10 protein-coding genes are annotated in these 14,572 nt (G+C 61.3%); all 10 read right to left on the bottom strand.

Annotated features, from left to right (window positions below):
- Window positions 1-286: 286 nt before the first annotated feature.
- The 10 genes from ACFFAR_RS10155 to ACFFAR_RS10110 all read right to left on the bottom strand — a co-directional run bounded on the left by ACFFAR_RS10155 (window position 287) and on the right by ACFFAR_RS10110 (window position 14,524).
- Window positions 287-1,216: an ABC transporter permease subunit gene (locus ACFFAR_RS10155; RefSeq protein WP_174362567.1), complete on the bottom strand. Its 930-nt coding sequence runs from the start codon at window positions 1,214-1,216 to the stop codon at window positions 287-289.
- Window positions 1,216-2,097 carry an ABC transporter permease subunit gene (locus tag ACFFAR_RS10150; RefSeq protein ID WP_174362568.1) on the bottom strand — a complete coding sequence of 294 codons (882 nt, stop codon included), beginning with the start codon at window positions 2,095-2,097 and terminating at the stop codon, window positions 1,216-1,218. Before ACFFAR_RS10150 ends, ACFFAR_RS10155 begins: the two co-directional genes overlap by 1 nt.
- Window positions 2,094-3,173 carry an ABC transporter ATP-binding protein gene (locus ACFFAR_RS10145; protein ID WP_062003717.1) on the bottom strand — a complete coding sequence of 360 codons (1,080 nt, stop codon included), beginning with the start codon at window positions 3,171-3,173 and terminating at the stop codon, window positions 2,094-2,096. The genes ACFFAR_RS10150 and ACFFAR_RS10145 overlap by 4 nt, the downstream gene beginning before the upstream one ends.
- A gap of 117 nt (window positions 3,174-3,290) precedes the next feature.
- Window positions 3,291-4,490 carry an extracellular solute-binding protein gene (locus tag ACFFAR_RS10140; RefSeq protein ID WP_375507834.1) on the bottom strand — a complete coding sequence of 400 codons (1,200 nt, stop codon included), beginning with the start codon at window positions 4,488-4,490 and terminating at the stop codon, window positions 3,291-3,293.
- A gap of 453 nt (window positions 4,491-4,943) precedes the next feature.
- The gene (locus ACFFAR_RS10135) at window positions 4,944-6,395 is read right to left on the bottom strand and encodes a heavy metal sensor histidine kinase (protein WP_174362570.1); all 1,452 of its coding nucleotides are present in this window, start codon (window positions 6,393-6,395) and stop codon (window positions 4,944-4,946) included.
- Window positions 6,392-7,078, bottom strand: coding sequence for a heavy metal response regulator transcription factor (locus ACFFAR_RS10130; protein ID WP_062003216.1), 687 nt, complete (start codon window positions 7,076-7,078; stop codon window positions 6,392-6,394). The genes ACFFAR_RS10135 and ACFFAR_RS10130 overlap by 4 nt, the downstream gene beginning before the upstream one ends.
- A gap of 50 nt (window positions 7,079-7,128) precedes the next feature.
- On the bottom strand, window positions 7,129-8,619 hold the full coding sequence (locus ACFFAR_RS10125) for an efflux transporter outer membrane subunit (RefSeq protein WP_062003217.1): 1,491 nt from the start codon (window positions 8,617-8,619) through the stop codon (window positions 7,129-7,131).
- Window positions 8,619-9,842, bottom strand: a complete 1,224-nt coding sequence (locus ACFFAR_RS10120) for an efflux RND transporter periplasmic adaptor subunit (protein ID WP_062003218.1) — start codon at window positions 9,840-9,842, stop codon at window positions 8,619-8,621. Before ACFFAR_RS10120 ends, ACFFAR_RS10125 begins: the two co-directional genes overlap by 1 nt.
- Before the next feature lie 15 nt (window positions 9,843-9,857).
- Complete coding sequence (locus ACFFAR_RS10115) at window positions 9,858-13,067, bottom strand: efflux RND transporter permease subunit (protein ID WP_375507833.1); 3,210 nt, start codon at window positions 13,065-13,067, stop codon at window positions 9,858-9,860.
- Between the two features lie 272 nt (window positions 13,068-13,339).
- Window positions 13,340-14,524, bottom strand: a complete 1,185-nt coding sequence (locus tag ACFFAR_RS10110; protein WP_174362572.1) for a glycosyltransferase family 9 protein — start codon at window positions 14,522-14,524, stop codon at window positions 13,340-13,342.
- Window positions 14,525-14,572 lie beyond the last annotated feature (48 nt).

Genomic DNA, 14,572 nt, shown 5'->3' with positions numbered 1-14,572 from the left:
GTTTCTTTTTCGCCGTTGGAAAAAGAAATGAAGTCCCGCCACGGACAGTGGCTAACAGTGCTAAAGAAATCAGAAAACAGGGAACGCGCGAAGGCCTAAGCAGCAGCAACCCAGCATCAATCCTGACCGCTGCCAAAGACCAACCAAGCGTCAGCGCATTACCCGTGAAATGAAGTCCCGCCACGGACAGTGGCTAAAAGTGCAAAAGAGAACAGCTAGAACAGAACCCGCGGTAGCCTAAAAAGCAGCAACCCGGCATCAACCCCGACCGCCCACCTCCTACCCCTTACCTCTGCTCCTTAACCCTCGAAACAAGCTGCGTCGGACTAACAAACTGCAGCGCGATCAACACCCACACCAGCGTAATAGCCATATAGATCATCGCCATTGCATCAATGGACTGAGGTGCTCTCACACCCGTCGAAAACACAGCGTAATACAGCGCAACAACAAGCGTCTGCGTGGTCGGCCCAGCAGTAAAAAACGTCAACTCGAACATGCCAATGGTCCGAACCAGCACAAGCAACCCCGCGGCAAGCATCCCGGGCATCAACAGCGGCAGCAGCACATATCGAAAGTACTTCGCCGTGTTCGCGCCAAAGATCCGTGCGGCCGCTTCGAGATTCGGATCGATCTGTTCAATGAACGGCGTCATCACCAAAATCACAAACGGCAACGCCGGCACGAGGTTCGCAAGGATCACGCCGCTCAGCGTTCCAGCAAGACCAACCTTGTACATGACGGTCGCCATCGGAATGCCGTAAGTGACCGGCGGCACCATCAGCGGCAACAGGAACACGAGCATCGCAAAACGTTTGCCGCGAAACTGCACCCGGGCGAGCGCATAGGCTGCGGGTACACCAAGCGCTATCGACAAAAGCACCACCGCGCCAACGACTTCCATGGTCACCCACAGCACGCTCGCCAACTGAAAGTCGCCCCAAGCCTGCGCGTACCAGTGCAGCGTGAAGCCGGCCGGCAACAGCGTACCGAACCAGCGCGTCGCCACCGAATTCACCGCGACAGTTGCAATCAGCAACAGCACGTTGAAGAGGAAAAACGCCATCGCGCCCCAGACGAACATCTTCCAGACGCGGTCGCCGAGGCTCACATGAGGTTTCATCGGCTTTGCGGGTCGAGCGCCGTCGTTACGGCTGTCGGGCGCCGGAGCACGGGAGGAAGCGGACCACACGGGTGCGTGATTATCGGTTGCCATCAGCCTTTACCTCCGGTCACCGGACCCGTGTAGAAGAAGCGCCGCGTGCCGAGCATGCCCGCGACCACCAGCAATTGTACGAAGCCCATAACCATCGCAATGGCGGATGCAAGCGAATAATCATAGTTCTCGAAGGCGGCTTCCGCAGCGGCGATCGAGATCACGCGGGTGGGGCCGGCCGGCGCGCCAAGCAGAACCGCCGATGGAAACACCGAGAACGCCTGCACGAACGAGAGGCACGCAGCCATGGTGAGCCCCGGCATCAGAAGCGGCAGGTAGATCTGCTTGAACTGCTGCCAAGGACTGGCGCCAAGGGTAGCGGCGGCACGTGCAAGCGTCGGATCGATGCCGGTCACGTACGAGAGCGTCAGCAAGAACGCAAACGGAAACCCCGACACGATCAGCGATATCAGCACGCCCCAATAGTTATGCGTGAGCCGGATTTCATCGCGATACAAATGCAGTCCGTGCACCGCTTGCGAGAACCAGCCGTTGGGGCCGAAGTACGTCAGCATGCCATCGGCAATCAACACGGTGCCGAGTGTCACCGGAATCACGAGCAGCGTGGTCACGAACTTCTGGTACGGCGAATTGCGCCGCAACGCGAAGGCAACCGGAACCGATAATCCCACGTTGATGATCGTCGCCGGAACAGCGAGCTTCAACGTGACGATGATGGTGGGCCACATCGCGGTATCGGTAAAGAACGTGATGTAATTGGCGAACGCGGAACCGCCGTTCATGGGCTGGAACGAAAGCACCAGGCCGTAGATGAACGGATAGACGAACAACGCGAAGATGAAAATCAGCGCCGGCGAGACGAGCCATGCCTTGGCGTCGCGCGGAACCGCATTGGGTAGCGGCAGCGGTGGCGAGCTCATTGCGCTTCCCCTTCATATACGAGCGTACGCAGTGGCGGCACCCGAAGTGTAATGACTTCGCCAACGGCTACGTCGCCCGTCACGCGCGCCCACAACAAACCGAACGCGGCCTTCACGCGGATCAGCGAATCCTGGCCGCCGTATTCGACCGTCAGCACTTCGGCGTTAAATGAATTCTCCGCACCCGGCGACGCACGGTCGATATCCTCGGGACGCATTGCAACGCTCACGCGCTTGGTGTTGAAACCGGCCATCGGCATGCCGACCAGGCGCACGCCATTCGCGTTGACCGCAACGCCCTCGCCCGCCATGCCTTCCAGCGTGAACTCCGCCACGTTCCGATACCCCAGGAAACGCGCCACATGCAGATTGCCGGGCCGCTCGTAAATCTCTTTCGGCGACGCGACTTGCTGCACGGTGCCTTCACGCATCACCACGATACGATCCGCCATCGACAACGCCTCGTCCTGATCGTGCGTCACATAAATGGTCGAGCGTCCGAGCTGGCTGTGAATGCGCCGGATCTCGGCACGCATTTCAATGCGCAACTTCGTATCCAGGTTAGAAAGCGGTTCATCCATCAACACGAGCGACGGTTCGATCACGATCGCCCGCGCGATGGCAACACGCTGTTGCTGACCACCGGACAACTGTCCAGGCAGCTTCTTTTCCTGTCCGACGAGCTGCACCATCTGCAACGCTTCGAACGCCCGGCGCGCGGCTTCGCTCTTGGCTACGCCCCGCATCTTGAGGCCGAAGCCGACGTTATCCAGCACCGACATATGCGGGAACAACGCATAGTTCTGGAACACCATGCCGAACCCGCGCTTCTCGGGTGGGAGGACATCGATACGCTGTGTATCGAGCCAGATCTTTCCGCCGGTCAGCGGCTGCAATCCGGCGATGCAATTGAGCGCCGTCGACTTGCCGCATCCGGAAGGTCCCAGCAACGCAATGAACTCGCCGCGCTGGATACTCAATGCAAGTCCGCGCAATGCCGCGACCGCCTGGCCTTCGGCGTTCATGAAACTGCGGCTGACGGAATCGAGTCGCAACTCATCGAACTGATGTTTCATGGCAGGTTCCTGATACTTCACTCACGAAGCTGTTGATGAAGCTGTTGATGAAACTGTTAACGACGCCGTGCGGCTTGATGAAAACCGCACGGCCTTAGGCGCTTTACTTCGACTGCCTTACTTTGACTTCTGCGAACCGATCTCGCGGTCCCATTTCTGGAACGCGGCAACCATCGCGGTCGCGCTCAACGGCACCACGTGCGGACGGTCAGCCAGCAGCTTTGCGTATTCCGGACGGCCGTACTTCTTGATCACGTCCTGGCTCTTCGCCGGCGCCGATTCGATCGTTACGCCCTTTACGGCCGGCCCCGGATAGAAATAACCATCGTCGAAAGTCATGGCCTGCTGCGCCGGTTCGAGCATGAAGTTCATCATCTTGTAGAGCACGTCGAGCTTTTCCTTCGGCACGCCGTTCGGGATCACCATGTAGTGGGCGTCGTTGACCCACGTCATGTTGTCGAACGCCTGGACCTTGAACTCCGCCGGCACCAGACCCAGTGCGCGCGGATTGATGTCCCAGCCTGTCACCGTGAGCGTCATGTCGCGCGAGCCTTCGCCCAGCTCCTTCATCACCGCCGATGTTCCGCCCGGATAATAAGGAATGCATTCATTCAGTTGCTTGAGGAAAGCCCATGTCTTGTCCCAGCCGTTGATGGGGTCACGCGGGTCCTTGTCGCCGAGAACGTAGGGCAGGCCCATCAGGAAAGTGCGTCCCGGACCGGAGTTGGCCGGGCGTGCATAGATGAGCTTGTCCGGATGTGCCTTGCACCATGCGAGCAACTGCTCGGGCGTCTTCGGCGGATCGGTGACCTTCGCCGGGTTGTATTCGATCAGCGGACCAGCAGGCATGTACGTCACTTCAATGCCGTAACCCTGCGCTATGTCCTGCATCTTGCGCGGACCGGGTGCGTATTTATCGAGGAGACCGGGGAATGAGGCCGATTGTTCGGGCAGCAGTTTCATCCACAGCTTCTGTTCGATACCCGCAGCCAGCGCGTCGGTGCCGGTCAGCACGAGGTCGATGTCGGAGCGTCCGGCGGCCTGCATCGCCTTGATCTTGCCGGGCAATTGCGGGGCGGGCGCGTTGGTGAAGGTAATGTTGGAAACGAGCTGCGGATACTTCGCCTTGAATGCTTCGAACGCCTTTTGCGTGAGCTGCAGGTTGCCCGCTACGTCGACGATGTTGATCGACACAGGGTCGGCCGCGTGCGCGGCAGGCGTGGTGATCAGGGCAATAGCCGCCACCGCGCTCAACGCGCCGCACAGCACGGTCAGCTTCGCTGAAAATCTAGCCAGTAATCGGCCGGACAGAATCATTTCGTCTCCTCGCTCTTCGTATGGATTTTATGCGGATCGATTTGGGGCCGATGCCGGCCGACGGCCAGGTAACGGCCGCAGGAGGACGCTCTTTACGGCGCATTTATCGATGTATGTTGTCGTATGAGAACATAACCGGGACGGACTACGCTTTCCATAACCGTTAACCCTTAAACGTAAGGTTGCAGGTGAACGCTGAATTCTCGCGCATGGACGCACGAAGGCCCGTATATAAACCATCTCGCCGTTTAGAGCAGCCCGCACAGGTCATTGGCGAGTGGAGAATTAATTGCGACAACCACCCGACAAGCAGGTACGTTGTACGACAACTTTTCGGTGAGTGCGTGAAAGTGTAGTTGGCAAGATCGGCCACCTTGATGCGTGGCAACCGGAGAACGGTAACTCCCCGACGAGCAATGTCGCCGGGCAAGCATGATCTTACTGCCAGCCAGCTTAGTGGCTGATTGAAGCCGTCTGCATCGAGGTTTCGACGCGCGGTTCTTGAACCCGCAAATCGGGCGGAGTCTGGGGCTGCTCGACGATTTCCGACGCCTCGACGGAAAACCCAAACGTATTGATGCCACCCGCGCTGGTCGCGAACACCTTGCCGCCGTGCATCTCGGCCGTCGCTTTCACGATAGCCAGGCCCAGTCCGTGATTCTCGCGGCTATTCGTACGCGATACTTCCGCCCGGTAAAACCGGTCGAACAGATGATCGAGCACGCCCGGTTCTATCGCTTGCCCCGGGTTCGCCACCGCCACGCGCACCTGATCGCCTTCGCGCCTGATCGAAACGCTGATGACCGATCCCGCCTCGCAATGCTGGATCGCGTTCATCAGCAAGTTGATGCATGCGCGGCCGAACAGCGATTTGTTGACGCGCACGAAGGCGTCGCCGGAAGAAATTGCATGGACCTGCGCCTCTTCCAGCGGAATCTCGAGAAACTCCAGCGTGTGCGCGACTTCGGCGGCAAGCGATGTATCGACGAGACCCGTCGCTCGTTCGCCCTGGTCGGCACGCGCGAGGAACAGCATGTCGTTGATGATCGCCCGCATGCGACCGAACTCTTCCAGATTGGATTGCAGCGTCTGGCGCAGGTCGTCGACTGAACGATTGCGCGTCAATGCGACTTCCGTCTGCCCGATCAGGATCGTGACCGGCGTGCGCAACTCGTGCGCGACATCGGCATTGAACGACTCGAGCCGTCCATACGCGGCGTCGAGCCGCTCCAGCGCGCCGTTGAACGAGTTGGCGAGATCGCTCAGTTCGAGCGGCAGCGAACTCGTGTTGAGACGCTGCGAGCGATTGTTCGGGCTGACTGCCGAAGCGTCGCGTGTCAGCCGGGTGAGCGGCGCGAGGCCCAGACGCGTGACCGAATAACTCAACAACAAGACCCCGAGACTTCCAAGCGCCGATAACGCCGCAAGCGCAAAACCAAACGCGCGCATGGTGCGCGTGTTCGCGGCATAACCCGCGCCGACCTGGAGCTGAACCGCGGGCCTGTCGCCATACGACGGGATCTCGATCGTGTTGATGAGCATGTCGCATTTGCCGTCGTTCGTGCGGACGCGTTCGTAACCGCCGGGCCAGCGATCGACCACCTGGCCTGTCATCGGTTGCCCGATGCTGAACGCCGGATTGCTGCTCGTCACCGAATAGCGGGTGTAGCCGTCGCGGGGGGTCATGTCGGCGAGGCGTTCGCGAGCGAGCTTCCATTTCTCGGGTGTCATCGCGTGATAAACGATGATCTTCGCAATCTCGCTGCGGTCATCGAGCGATTCGCGCAAATGCTGTTCAAGCTGGGTGCTCAGTACCAGGAATAGTCCGGAGCCTACGAGCGTGAACACGAACAGCGCGACCGCCGCGAACATGAATGCAAGTCGGCGCGAGATGGACCGGTTCATGATGCGGCCGCTTCGTCGCGGACCTCGAGGACGTAACCCATGCCGCGCACCGTGTGCAGCAGCTTGGTCCGGAACGGACCGTCGAGTTTCGCGCGCAGCCGCTTGATCGCGGTTTCCACCACGTTGGTGTGGCTGTCGAAATTGACCTCCCACACCAGCTCCGTGATGGCCGTCTTCGACAGGATGTCGCCCTGGCGGCGCGCCAGAACGCTCAGCAACTGGAACTCCTTCGCGGTCAGGTCAAGCCGTATGCCGTCGCGCGTCGCCCGGCGGCCGATCAAATCCACATACAGATCGCCCAGTGCGATCAGCGTGGATTCCTGCGCACGCGTGCGGCGCGCGAGCGCGTGCAGCCGCTCGACGAGTTCGAGGAATGAAAACGGTTTGGTCAGGTAATCGTCCGCGCCTTCGCGCAGGCCGCGCACGCGGTCGTTGATCTGGTCACGCGCGGTCAGCATGATTACGGGCGTCGCCTTGTGTGCCCGGAGCGCCTTCAGCACGCTGAAGCCGTCGCGCTTGGGCAGCATCACGTCGAGTACGATCACGTCGTAATCGAACTCGATCGCGAGATGCGTGCCCTCCTCGCCGTCCATGGCGACATCGACTATCCAGCCCTGCTCCGTCAGCCCGGAGCGCAGGTAGTCGACTACCTTGTGTTCGTCTTCCACGATGAGCAGTTTCATGCGCGCCTTCTTATGTACGTTCTTCCATTATAGGAAACGTAATGGCTCTGTCACTGCGATGACGGCGGGTTCGCTGCCATCGTATTGGCGGGTGCGGGCGAGCCTGCAAGGGGCGTATTCACGTCCCAGCCGCCGCCAAGCGCTTTCACCAGCGACACCGACATTGTCAGCTGTTGCCCGTGAATCTGCACATCCTGCCGCTCGCTCGTGAGCAGCGACTGCTGCGCGGTGATCACATCGAGAAACGCGACGAGGCCGCCCGAATAGCGATCGTTCGCGAGCGTCAAGAGGCGCCGCGCGTCGGTCACGGCCTCTTGCGACTCCTTCGCGGCGGCATCGAGCACCGATAAACCCGTCACCCCGTCCTGAACTTGCTGGAACGCGTTGAGCACCGTCTGCCGATAATTCGCCTCGGCGGCCTGATAACCCGCGCTCGCGAAATCCACGTTCGCGGCGCGCCGCCCGCCATCGAAGATGACCTGGCCGACCGTTGCGCCGAGCGTCCACATCAAGGTGGGCGCGCTCAGCAGGCTGGCGAACTGCGTGCTTTCCCAGCCGATACCCGGCATCAGCGAAAGGCTCGGGAAATAGGCCGCCTTCGCCACGCCGATCTGCGCGTTGGCGGCGGCCATCGCGCGTTCCGCCGATGCGATGTCCGGACGCCGTTGCAGCAGATCGCTCGGCAAGCCGAGCGGGATGATCGGCACGTTGGCATCGATCACCTTCGGCGCAATGGCAAACTGCGGCGCGGGCACGCCGATCAGCGCCGCGATCGCATGCTCGAACTGGGCGCGCTGGTTGAGCAGCAGGCGCGCCTGTACGCGGGTGGTATCGAGTTCGGATTTCTGCTGCAGCACGTCGAGCCCTGACACCGAGCCGAGATCGTGCTGCGTCGTCACGTAATCCAGCGCCTTCTGTTGCAGTACGACCGAGCGGTTCAGCACGTCGATCTCGGCGTCGAGTTCGCGCATCGAGAAGTAGTCGTTCGCGAGATCCGTGGTGAGCACGAGGCGCGCGTTTGCAAGATCATCGGCGGATTGCTGCGCGGACGCCGTCGCGCTTTCGATCTCGCGGCGAATCCGGCCGAACAGATCCGTGTCGTAATCGATGGTCGGACCAACGCGAATGTCGTTCTGAACCGTCGACTGCGTCGGCGTTGCGTAATTGGTTTGCGGCCGGTTCTGCGAGATCCGGGCGCGTGCGCCGGTCGCGCCGAAATCGACCTCGGGCAGGCGTTGCGCCGCGTTGTTTGCAAGCGTCGCGCGTGCCTGCGCGTAGTGGGCAAGCGCCGCGGCGAGCGTCTGGTTCTGCGCGAGCGCCTGATCCACGAAGCCGTTGAGCGTTGCGTCGCCGTAACTCGTCCACCAGTTGGCGCCAAGCGGCGCATGCGAAGGTTCGGCGACGCGCCAGTACGAATCCGTCTGCCACTCGGGCGGCGTCTGCGCAACCGGCTGCTTGTAGTCCGGCCCGACCGTGCAGGCGGACAGCAGGATCGCGCCGGCTGCCAGCGCCCCCAGCCGCATGGTCCGATGCGCCTCCATCACGACATCCCCTTCTTTGCAGGCTTGAGCGGCGCTATGGTGACCGGGTCGCCGTCCGCGATGGAATCGCTCGGATTGACGATGATCTTGTCGCTCTGCTCTATGCCGCTTTCGATTTCCAGCGTTCGCCCCAGGTCCTGCGCAATGACGATCTTGCGCAAGACGACCTTGCCGTTCTGGTCGACGACAGCAACCCGCGGCCCTTCGGCGCGAAACAGCAGCACGTTGCCAGGAACGACCAGCGGCGCCCGCGCGACACCCGGCAACGCCACCTGAACGTAAGCACCCGGGCGCAACTTGTTGTCCGGATTCGGCAAGCGCACTTCGACCTGCAGCGAACGCGTAGGGACATCGATTGCGCCGGAGATATTCGCGATGCTTCCATGGAACTGCTGCCCCGGCAGTTCCGCTTGCGTGACGATCACGTCCTGCCCGGGCTTGATGTTCTGCGCATATGCCTGCGGAAGCTGCACGTAGACCCGCAACGGGTCGGCCTGCGCCATTGCGAAGAGCGCGCGGCTCGCGCCGCTGCCGGCATCGATAAGATCGCCTACGTCCACGTTGCGCTGCGTCACCACGCCCGTGAACGGCGCCACGATGCGCTTGAACGACTCGAGCTGCTTCAGGCGCTGCACGTTCGCGTTCGCCGCCGCGAGGTTCGCGACGCCCTGGTTGAAGGTGCTCTGGCGCTCATCGAGTTCCTGCTGGGACACGGCGTCGCGTTGACGCAGTTGCTGCCAGCGCGTGAACGAACTCTTCGCGAGCACGAGGCTCGATGCCGTCTGGTCGCGCTGCGCGACCGCTTGCGCAAGTTCCTGGTCGATCTCCGGGGTATCGAGCGTGGCGAGCAACTGGCCCTGCTTCACGCGTACGCCGATATCCGCATACCAGTGCAGCAGATAGCCGGTCGCCCGCGCATAGATGGGCGACTCCACGTAGCCTCGCAAGGTGCCGGGCAACACGGTTTCACCGCCGCCTTCCGCCGGTTTCGGCGAGATCACGTTGACGTACACCTTCGCGTTTTGCTGAGAGGTCTCGGTCGCCGCGTGGCTTTCCGACACGTTCGATACCACGGTGCGCACGGCCCCCGCCGCGAGCACGATCAGCACGATCACCACTGCGATCTTCGCGCGCTTCCATTCGCGCCCCCGGGGCGGCAACGCGTGGCCCTCGTCGGATTCCCTGACGGGAATCCCCAGCGATGCGTGAGTTTTTTCGGTCATATCGTTCAGCCAGTTTTAACTTGGTGCATGTTCGGGCGTGCCGTGGCCATCGCGATCATCGTCGTCATGGTCGTTTTCCGAACGCTCGCGCCGCCGGGCCAGCCGGCTATGGATACCCGCAAAAATAAGCGGCACGAAGAAAAGGGTGGATACGGTTGCAAACAGCAGGCCGCCGATCACCGCGCGGCCGAGCGGCGCATTCTGCTCGGCGCCTTCGCCAAGCCCGAGCGCCATCGGAATCATGCCGATGATCATTGCGAGCGCCGTCATCAGGACCGGCCGGATACGGCTCGCGCCCGCTTCGAGTGCGGCGGTGAGCGGCGGCGCGCCGGCCTGCAGGCGCTGTCTTGCGAACGACACCATCAGGATACTGTTCGCGGTCGCCACACCCATGGTCATGATCGCGCCGGTGAGCGCCGGGACACTCAGGTGCGTGCCTGTGAGGAACAGCATCCATGCAATACCCGCCAGCGCCGCGGGCAATGCGCTGATGATGATCAGCGGGTCGACCCACGACTGGAAGTTCACCACGATCAGCAGATACACCAGCACGATGGCCATCGCGACGCCCACGCCCAGGCCGAAGAACGATGAGCGCATGGTCGCGACCTGGCCGCGCACGGTGATCTCGCTGCCGCGCGGCAACTTGGCGCGCGCCTGGTCCACGAGCTTGTCCACCTCCTTCGCGACGCTGCCGAGATCGCGTCCTTCGACGCTTACGAATACATCGATGACCGGCTTGATGTTGTAGCGCGTCACCACGGCGAACTGGCTTTGCGGCGAGACGCGCACGAGATTGCCGAGCAGTTGCGTAGGACCCGTTGCGCTGCCGGAAACAGGTGTGCGCAGCAGCTCATCGATGGAAGAAATCTGGTACTGCGGCGTCTGCACCGCGACCTGATACTCCACGCCATTCTTGTTGTTGAACCAGAAACCCGGTGACGTTTGCGAGCTGCCCGAGAGCGAAACCAGCACGTTCTGCGCGACGTTGTTCGCCGTCAGGTTGAGCTGCTGCAGCCGCGTGCGGTCCATTTGCAGGTTGAGCACCGGCTGGTCGAACTTCTGCTGGATGTGGGTGTCGACGGTGCCGGGAATTTGCCGGATCGACTTCATCAGGCCGGACGCAACTTCGAAATTGCCGCGCTGGTTCGCACCGGAAATCTGCACATCGACGGCTGCCGGCAGACCGAAGTTCAGGATCTGCGTGACGATGTCAGCCGGCTGGAAGAAGAAGTCCACGCCCGGAAATTTCTGCGGAAGAATGGTGCGCAGCTTGTCCACGAAACCCGCGGTCGGATCGTGGTCCGGCTTCAATGCGACCTGGATCTCGCCATCGAGCGTGCCGATGGTTCCTGCGTTGCTGTACGAGAGGTTGATACCGCTGTACGGCAACCCGAGGTTGTCGAGGATCGTTTCGAGCTGGCTGGCGGGCACGACCTGACGCACGACGCGCTCGACATCGTCCGCGAGCCGCGCCGTTTCTTCGATGCGCGTACCCGTCGGAGCGCGCATGTGAAGCCGGATGTTGCCGGAATCGACGCTCGGGAAAAAGTCTTCGCCGAGCACGAACACGAGTCCGACCGAGACAATACAAAAGCTCAGGAATCCCACTGCGAACAAGCGGCGGCGCACGAGCAACGTGCTCAGGATCACAATGTAGGTGGCGCGCATCCGCTCGAAACCGGCATCGAAACGATGATACAGACGCATGAACAGATTCGGCTTCGCGTTCTTTTTCGGCGTGTGCGCGTGACCCATCAGCAGCATGGCGAGCGTCGGCACGAGCGTCCGTGAAAGCACGTAGGACGCGAGCATGGCGAACACTACGGCTTCGGCGAGCGGCACGAACAGGAACTTCGCCACGCCGGTGAGAAAGAACATCGGCACGAACACAATACAGATACATAACGTGGACACGAGCGCCGGAATTGCGATTTCGCCCGCGCCCTCCAGGATCGCCTCGTGCAGGTCCGTGCCCATGTGCAAATGCCGCTCGATATTCTCGATGGTCACCGTGGCGTCATCAACCAGGATACCCACGGCAAGCGCGAGTCCGCCCAGCGTCATGATGTTGATGGTCTGCCCGAGCGCATGCAACGCCAGCAGCGACGACAGAATTGAAAGTGGAATCGATATCGCGATGATGCAGGTGCTGCGCCAGTTGCCGAGAAACAGCAGGATCATCGCGGCGGTCAAGGCGGCGGCGATCACGGCTTCCTTTATCACGCCCTGCACGGCGGCTTTCACGAACACGGACTGATCGAAGAGTGCCGTGATCGTCAAGTCTTCCGGCAACGACGCCTTGGCTTTCGGCAAGATGGCGCGCAACGCATTGACGATCGACAGCGTCGACGCGCTGCCGTTTTTCATGACTGATATCAGCACACCGCGCTGTCCGTTCTGCCGCACGATGTTCGTCTGCGGAGAGAAACCGTCGCGCACGTGAGCGACTTCACGCAAGTAAGTAGTCGCACCGTTCACGGTGCGCACGGGGATCTCGTTCAACGCGGCGATGGTCGCCGGCGAACCGTTCATGTTGATGGTGTATTCCTTCGGGCCGATCTTGGCTGTGCCCGTTGGCAAGATCAGGTTCTGCGCGTTGAAGGCGCTGACGACATCGGAGGGCGTGAGGCCCTTCGCCAGCAGCGCGCGCGTATTCAGATCCACGGAAATCAGCCGGCTCTTGCCGCCGTACGGATAAGGCACCGACGCGCCCGGAATGGTCACCAGTTGCGGGCGCAGGAAGTTCAGCGCCGAGTCGTTCAGGTCTTGTTCAGAAAGCGTCTGGCTCGACAACCCGAGCTGGATCACCGGAATGCTCGATGCCGAATAACTCAGCACGAGCGGCGGTGTGGCGCCGGGCGGCATCTGTTTCAACTGCGCCTGTTCGACGGCCACCGTCTGCGCGATCGCAGTCTGGATGTTCGCATTCGGCTGCAGAAAGACCTTGATGATGGCGATGCCCGGCAACGACTGCGACTCGATATGCTCGATATCGTTGACCGTGGTCGTGAGGCTACGCTCGTTGACCTGGGCGATACGGTTCGCCATGTCTTCGGCCGACAAACCCGTGTATGTCCAGATGATGCTGACGACCGGAATATTGATTTCCGGCAGGACGTCGACGGGCGTTGTCAGGAGCGCAAACGGCGTCGCCAACAGGATCATGATGGCCATCACAATGAATGTGTAGGGCCGCTTCAGCGCAACGTTGACGATCCACATTAAGACGCGCTCGAAAAAAGCAGGGAAAGAAAATGACTGAGCCAGTGCCGGGACTGCACGCATTCGGCGAGCCTGATGTTCCAGGCAAACCAACCTGCGCGCAAACCGCCGACGCCCGCATCTTAACGGCCAAGCCCCAACGCCTAAATGGCGCCAAAATGGCAAAACTGCCAGAAAACTCTGCACGCCCTCCACATGCTTCCGGTGAAAATCAGAACGAAGAACCTTTCAATGTTCAAACACTTGAACAAAACCTATGGACACGACCGGTTCTAGACAACAGGTTCTGTGCGGTTATTTCCCCGGGCGCGCTGCAATTCCAACGACTCGATGACAGCGTCCACGACCCGCTCGACGCTCGGCCAGTTCAGAGCATGCTCGCCAGGAACGTACCGCTCGGGCGCAACGCTCCGGTAAGGCGGTGGATAACCCCAGATAGCGTCGTGGACTTCGGGCCGCGTCACGCTGCCGCCGATCACGGCAACTGTCGGACGCTGGAAAGCGGCGGCAACGTGCAGCAGCATGGAGGAATTCGTCAGCACGACGTCCGCATTCTCGACCAGCGCAAACATGATGCGCATCGATACTTCTCCTGCCATCGAACGGATCGCCGCAGCCGGACTCGCAGCGGCCATGGCCTTTTCTGCGCGCAGCCGGTCGGTGTCGCTGCCGACGATCACGATATTGCATGCATTACCGGCCTTTTCCATTGCCTCCGCAATCCGGGTTAGCGCGTCCCCGACCTGCCGCGCATCCCAGGCCTTGCTTGAAACGCCGGCTCCCACGCCTGCAACTATCCGCACCGCGCGGCGGCCGCCGGCCTCGCCCGCGTTCCAGACCTGCGCCGCCTGCAAGCGTTCATCGTCAGTCAGGAAAAGCTGGGGACGTGCCTCCGGCAGCGTCTTCGCACCGAGCAGTTCCGCTTGCCCGAGCGCGGCCCGGCCGCATTGACGCCTGGCGAACTCGATGTAATCCTGGCAGCCGCTCCAGCCGCCGCGATACCCGCGCACGCCAATGCGGTATCTGACGCCCGCGCGCATCAACAGCACCGCGCCCATATGGCTACCGAGCACGTCGATACCCACGTCAAAACCGCCTCGTGCGCGCAGTGCCGCGACTTGCGGCGACTTCCAGAGAAACCGCATTACATTGCGATGCGACCGGTCCTCGACGAGCTTGTTGTTCCAGGGCGCATCGATCTCGACGATTTCATCGACGAACGGATTGTTTTCCAGAATGGGACGCCCCCAGCTTCCTACACCGGCGATCAGGCGTGTCGTTGGAAAGCGCTTGCGCAGCGCTTCGAAAAGCGGAGTGGTGGTGAGCAGCTCACCGAAATCATTCGGGCGCAACACCAGAATCTCGCGGGGCGTCTTGCGGTTCGGATCGAAGCGCGGCCGGTAGAACCGGCTGATTAACCAGACGGGCGCTTCGATCAGCAGGTTTTTCCAACCCATTGTTTCTCCAATATCGCATTGACTAGGTTGACTGTCGCCGGCATTCCG

The sequence above is a fragment of the uncultured Caballeronia sp. genome, assembly GCF_964243625.1.
Taxonomy (GTDB): Bacteria; Pseudomonadota; Gammaproteobacteria; order Burkholderiales; family Burkholderiaceae; genus Caballeronia.
The sequence above is the reverse complement of the archived record's forward strand: the minus strand, read 5'-3'. Positions and strand labels throughout refer to the sequence as shown.

Bases quoted from the DNA above. Each gene is read 5' to 3' on its own strand.
- ACFFAR_RS10120 (WP_062003218.1), bottom strand. From the start codon at position 9,842: ATGACCGAAAAAACTCACGCATCGCTGGGGATTCCCGTCAGGGAATCC.
- ACFFAR_RS10130 (WP_062003216.1), bottom strand. From the start codon at position 7,078: ATGAAACTGCTCATCGTGGAAGACGAACACAAGGTAGTCGACTACCTG.
- ACFFAR_RS10115 (WP_375507833.1), bottom strand. From the start codon at position 13,067: ATGTGGATCGTCAACGTTGCGCTGAAGCGGCCCTACACATTCATTGTG.
- ACFFAR_RS10135 (WP_174362570.1), bottom strand. From the start codon at position 6,395: ATGAACCGGTCCATCTCGCGCCGACTTGCATTCATGTTCGCGGCGGTC.
- ACFFAR_RS10145 (WP_062003717.1), bottom strand. From the start codon at position 3,173: ATGAAACATCAGTTCGATGAGTTGCGACTCGATTCCGTCAGCCGCAGT.
- ACFFAR_RS10140 (WP_375507834.1), bottom strand. From the start codon at position 4,490: ATGATTCTGTCCGGCCGATTACTGGCTAGATTTTCAGCGAAGCTGACC.
- ACFFAR_RS10155 (WP_174362567.1), bottom strand. From the start codon at position 1,216: ATGGCAACCGATAATCACGCACCCGTGTGGTCCGCTTCCTCCCGTGCT.
- ACFFAR_RS10110 (WP_174362572.1), bottom strand. From the start codon at position 14,524: ATGGGTTGGAAAAACCTGCTGATCGAAGCGCCCGTCTGGTTAATCAGC.
- ACFFAR_RS10125 (WP_062003217.1), bottom strand. From the start codon at position 8,619: ATGGAGGCGCATCGGACCATGCGGCTGGGGGCGCTGGCAGCCGGCGCG.
- ACFFAR_RS10150 (WP_174362568.1), bottom strand. From the start codon at position 2,097: ATGAGCTCGCCACCGCTGCCGCTACCCAATGCGGTTCCGCGCGACGCC.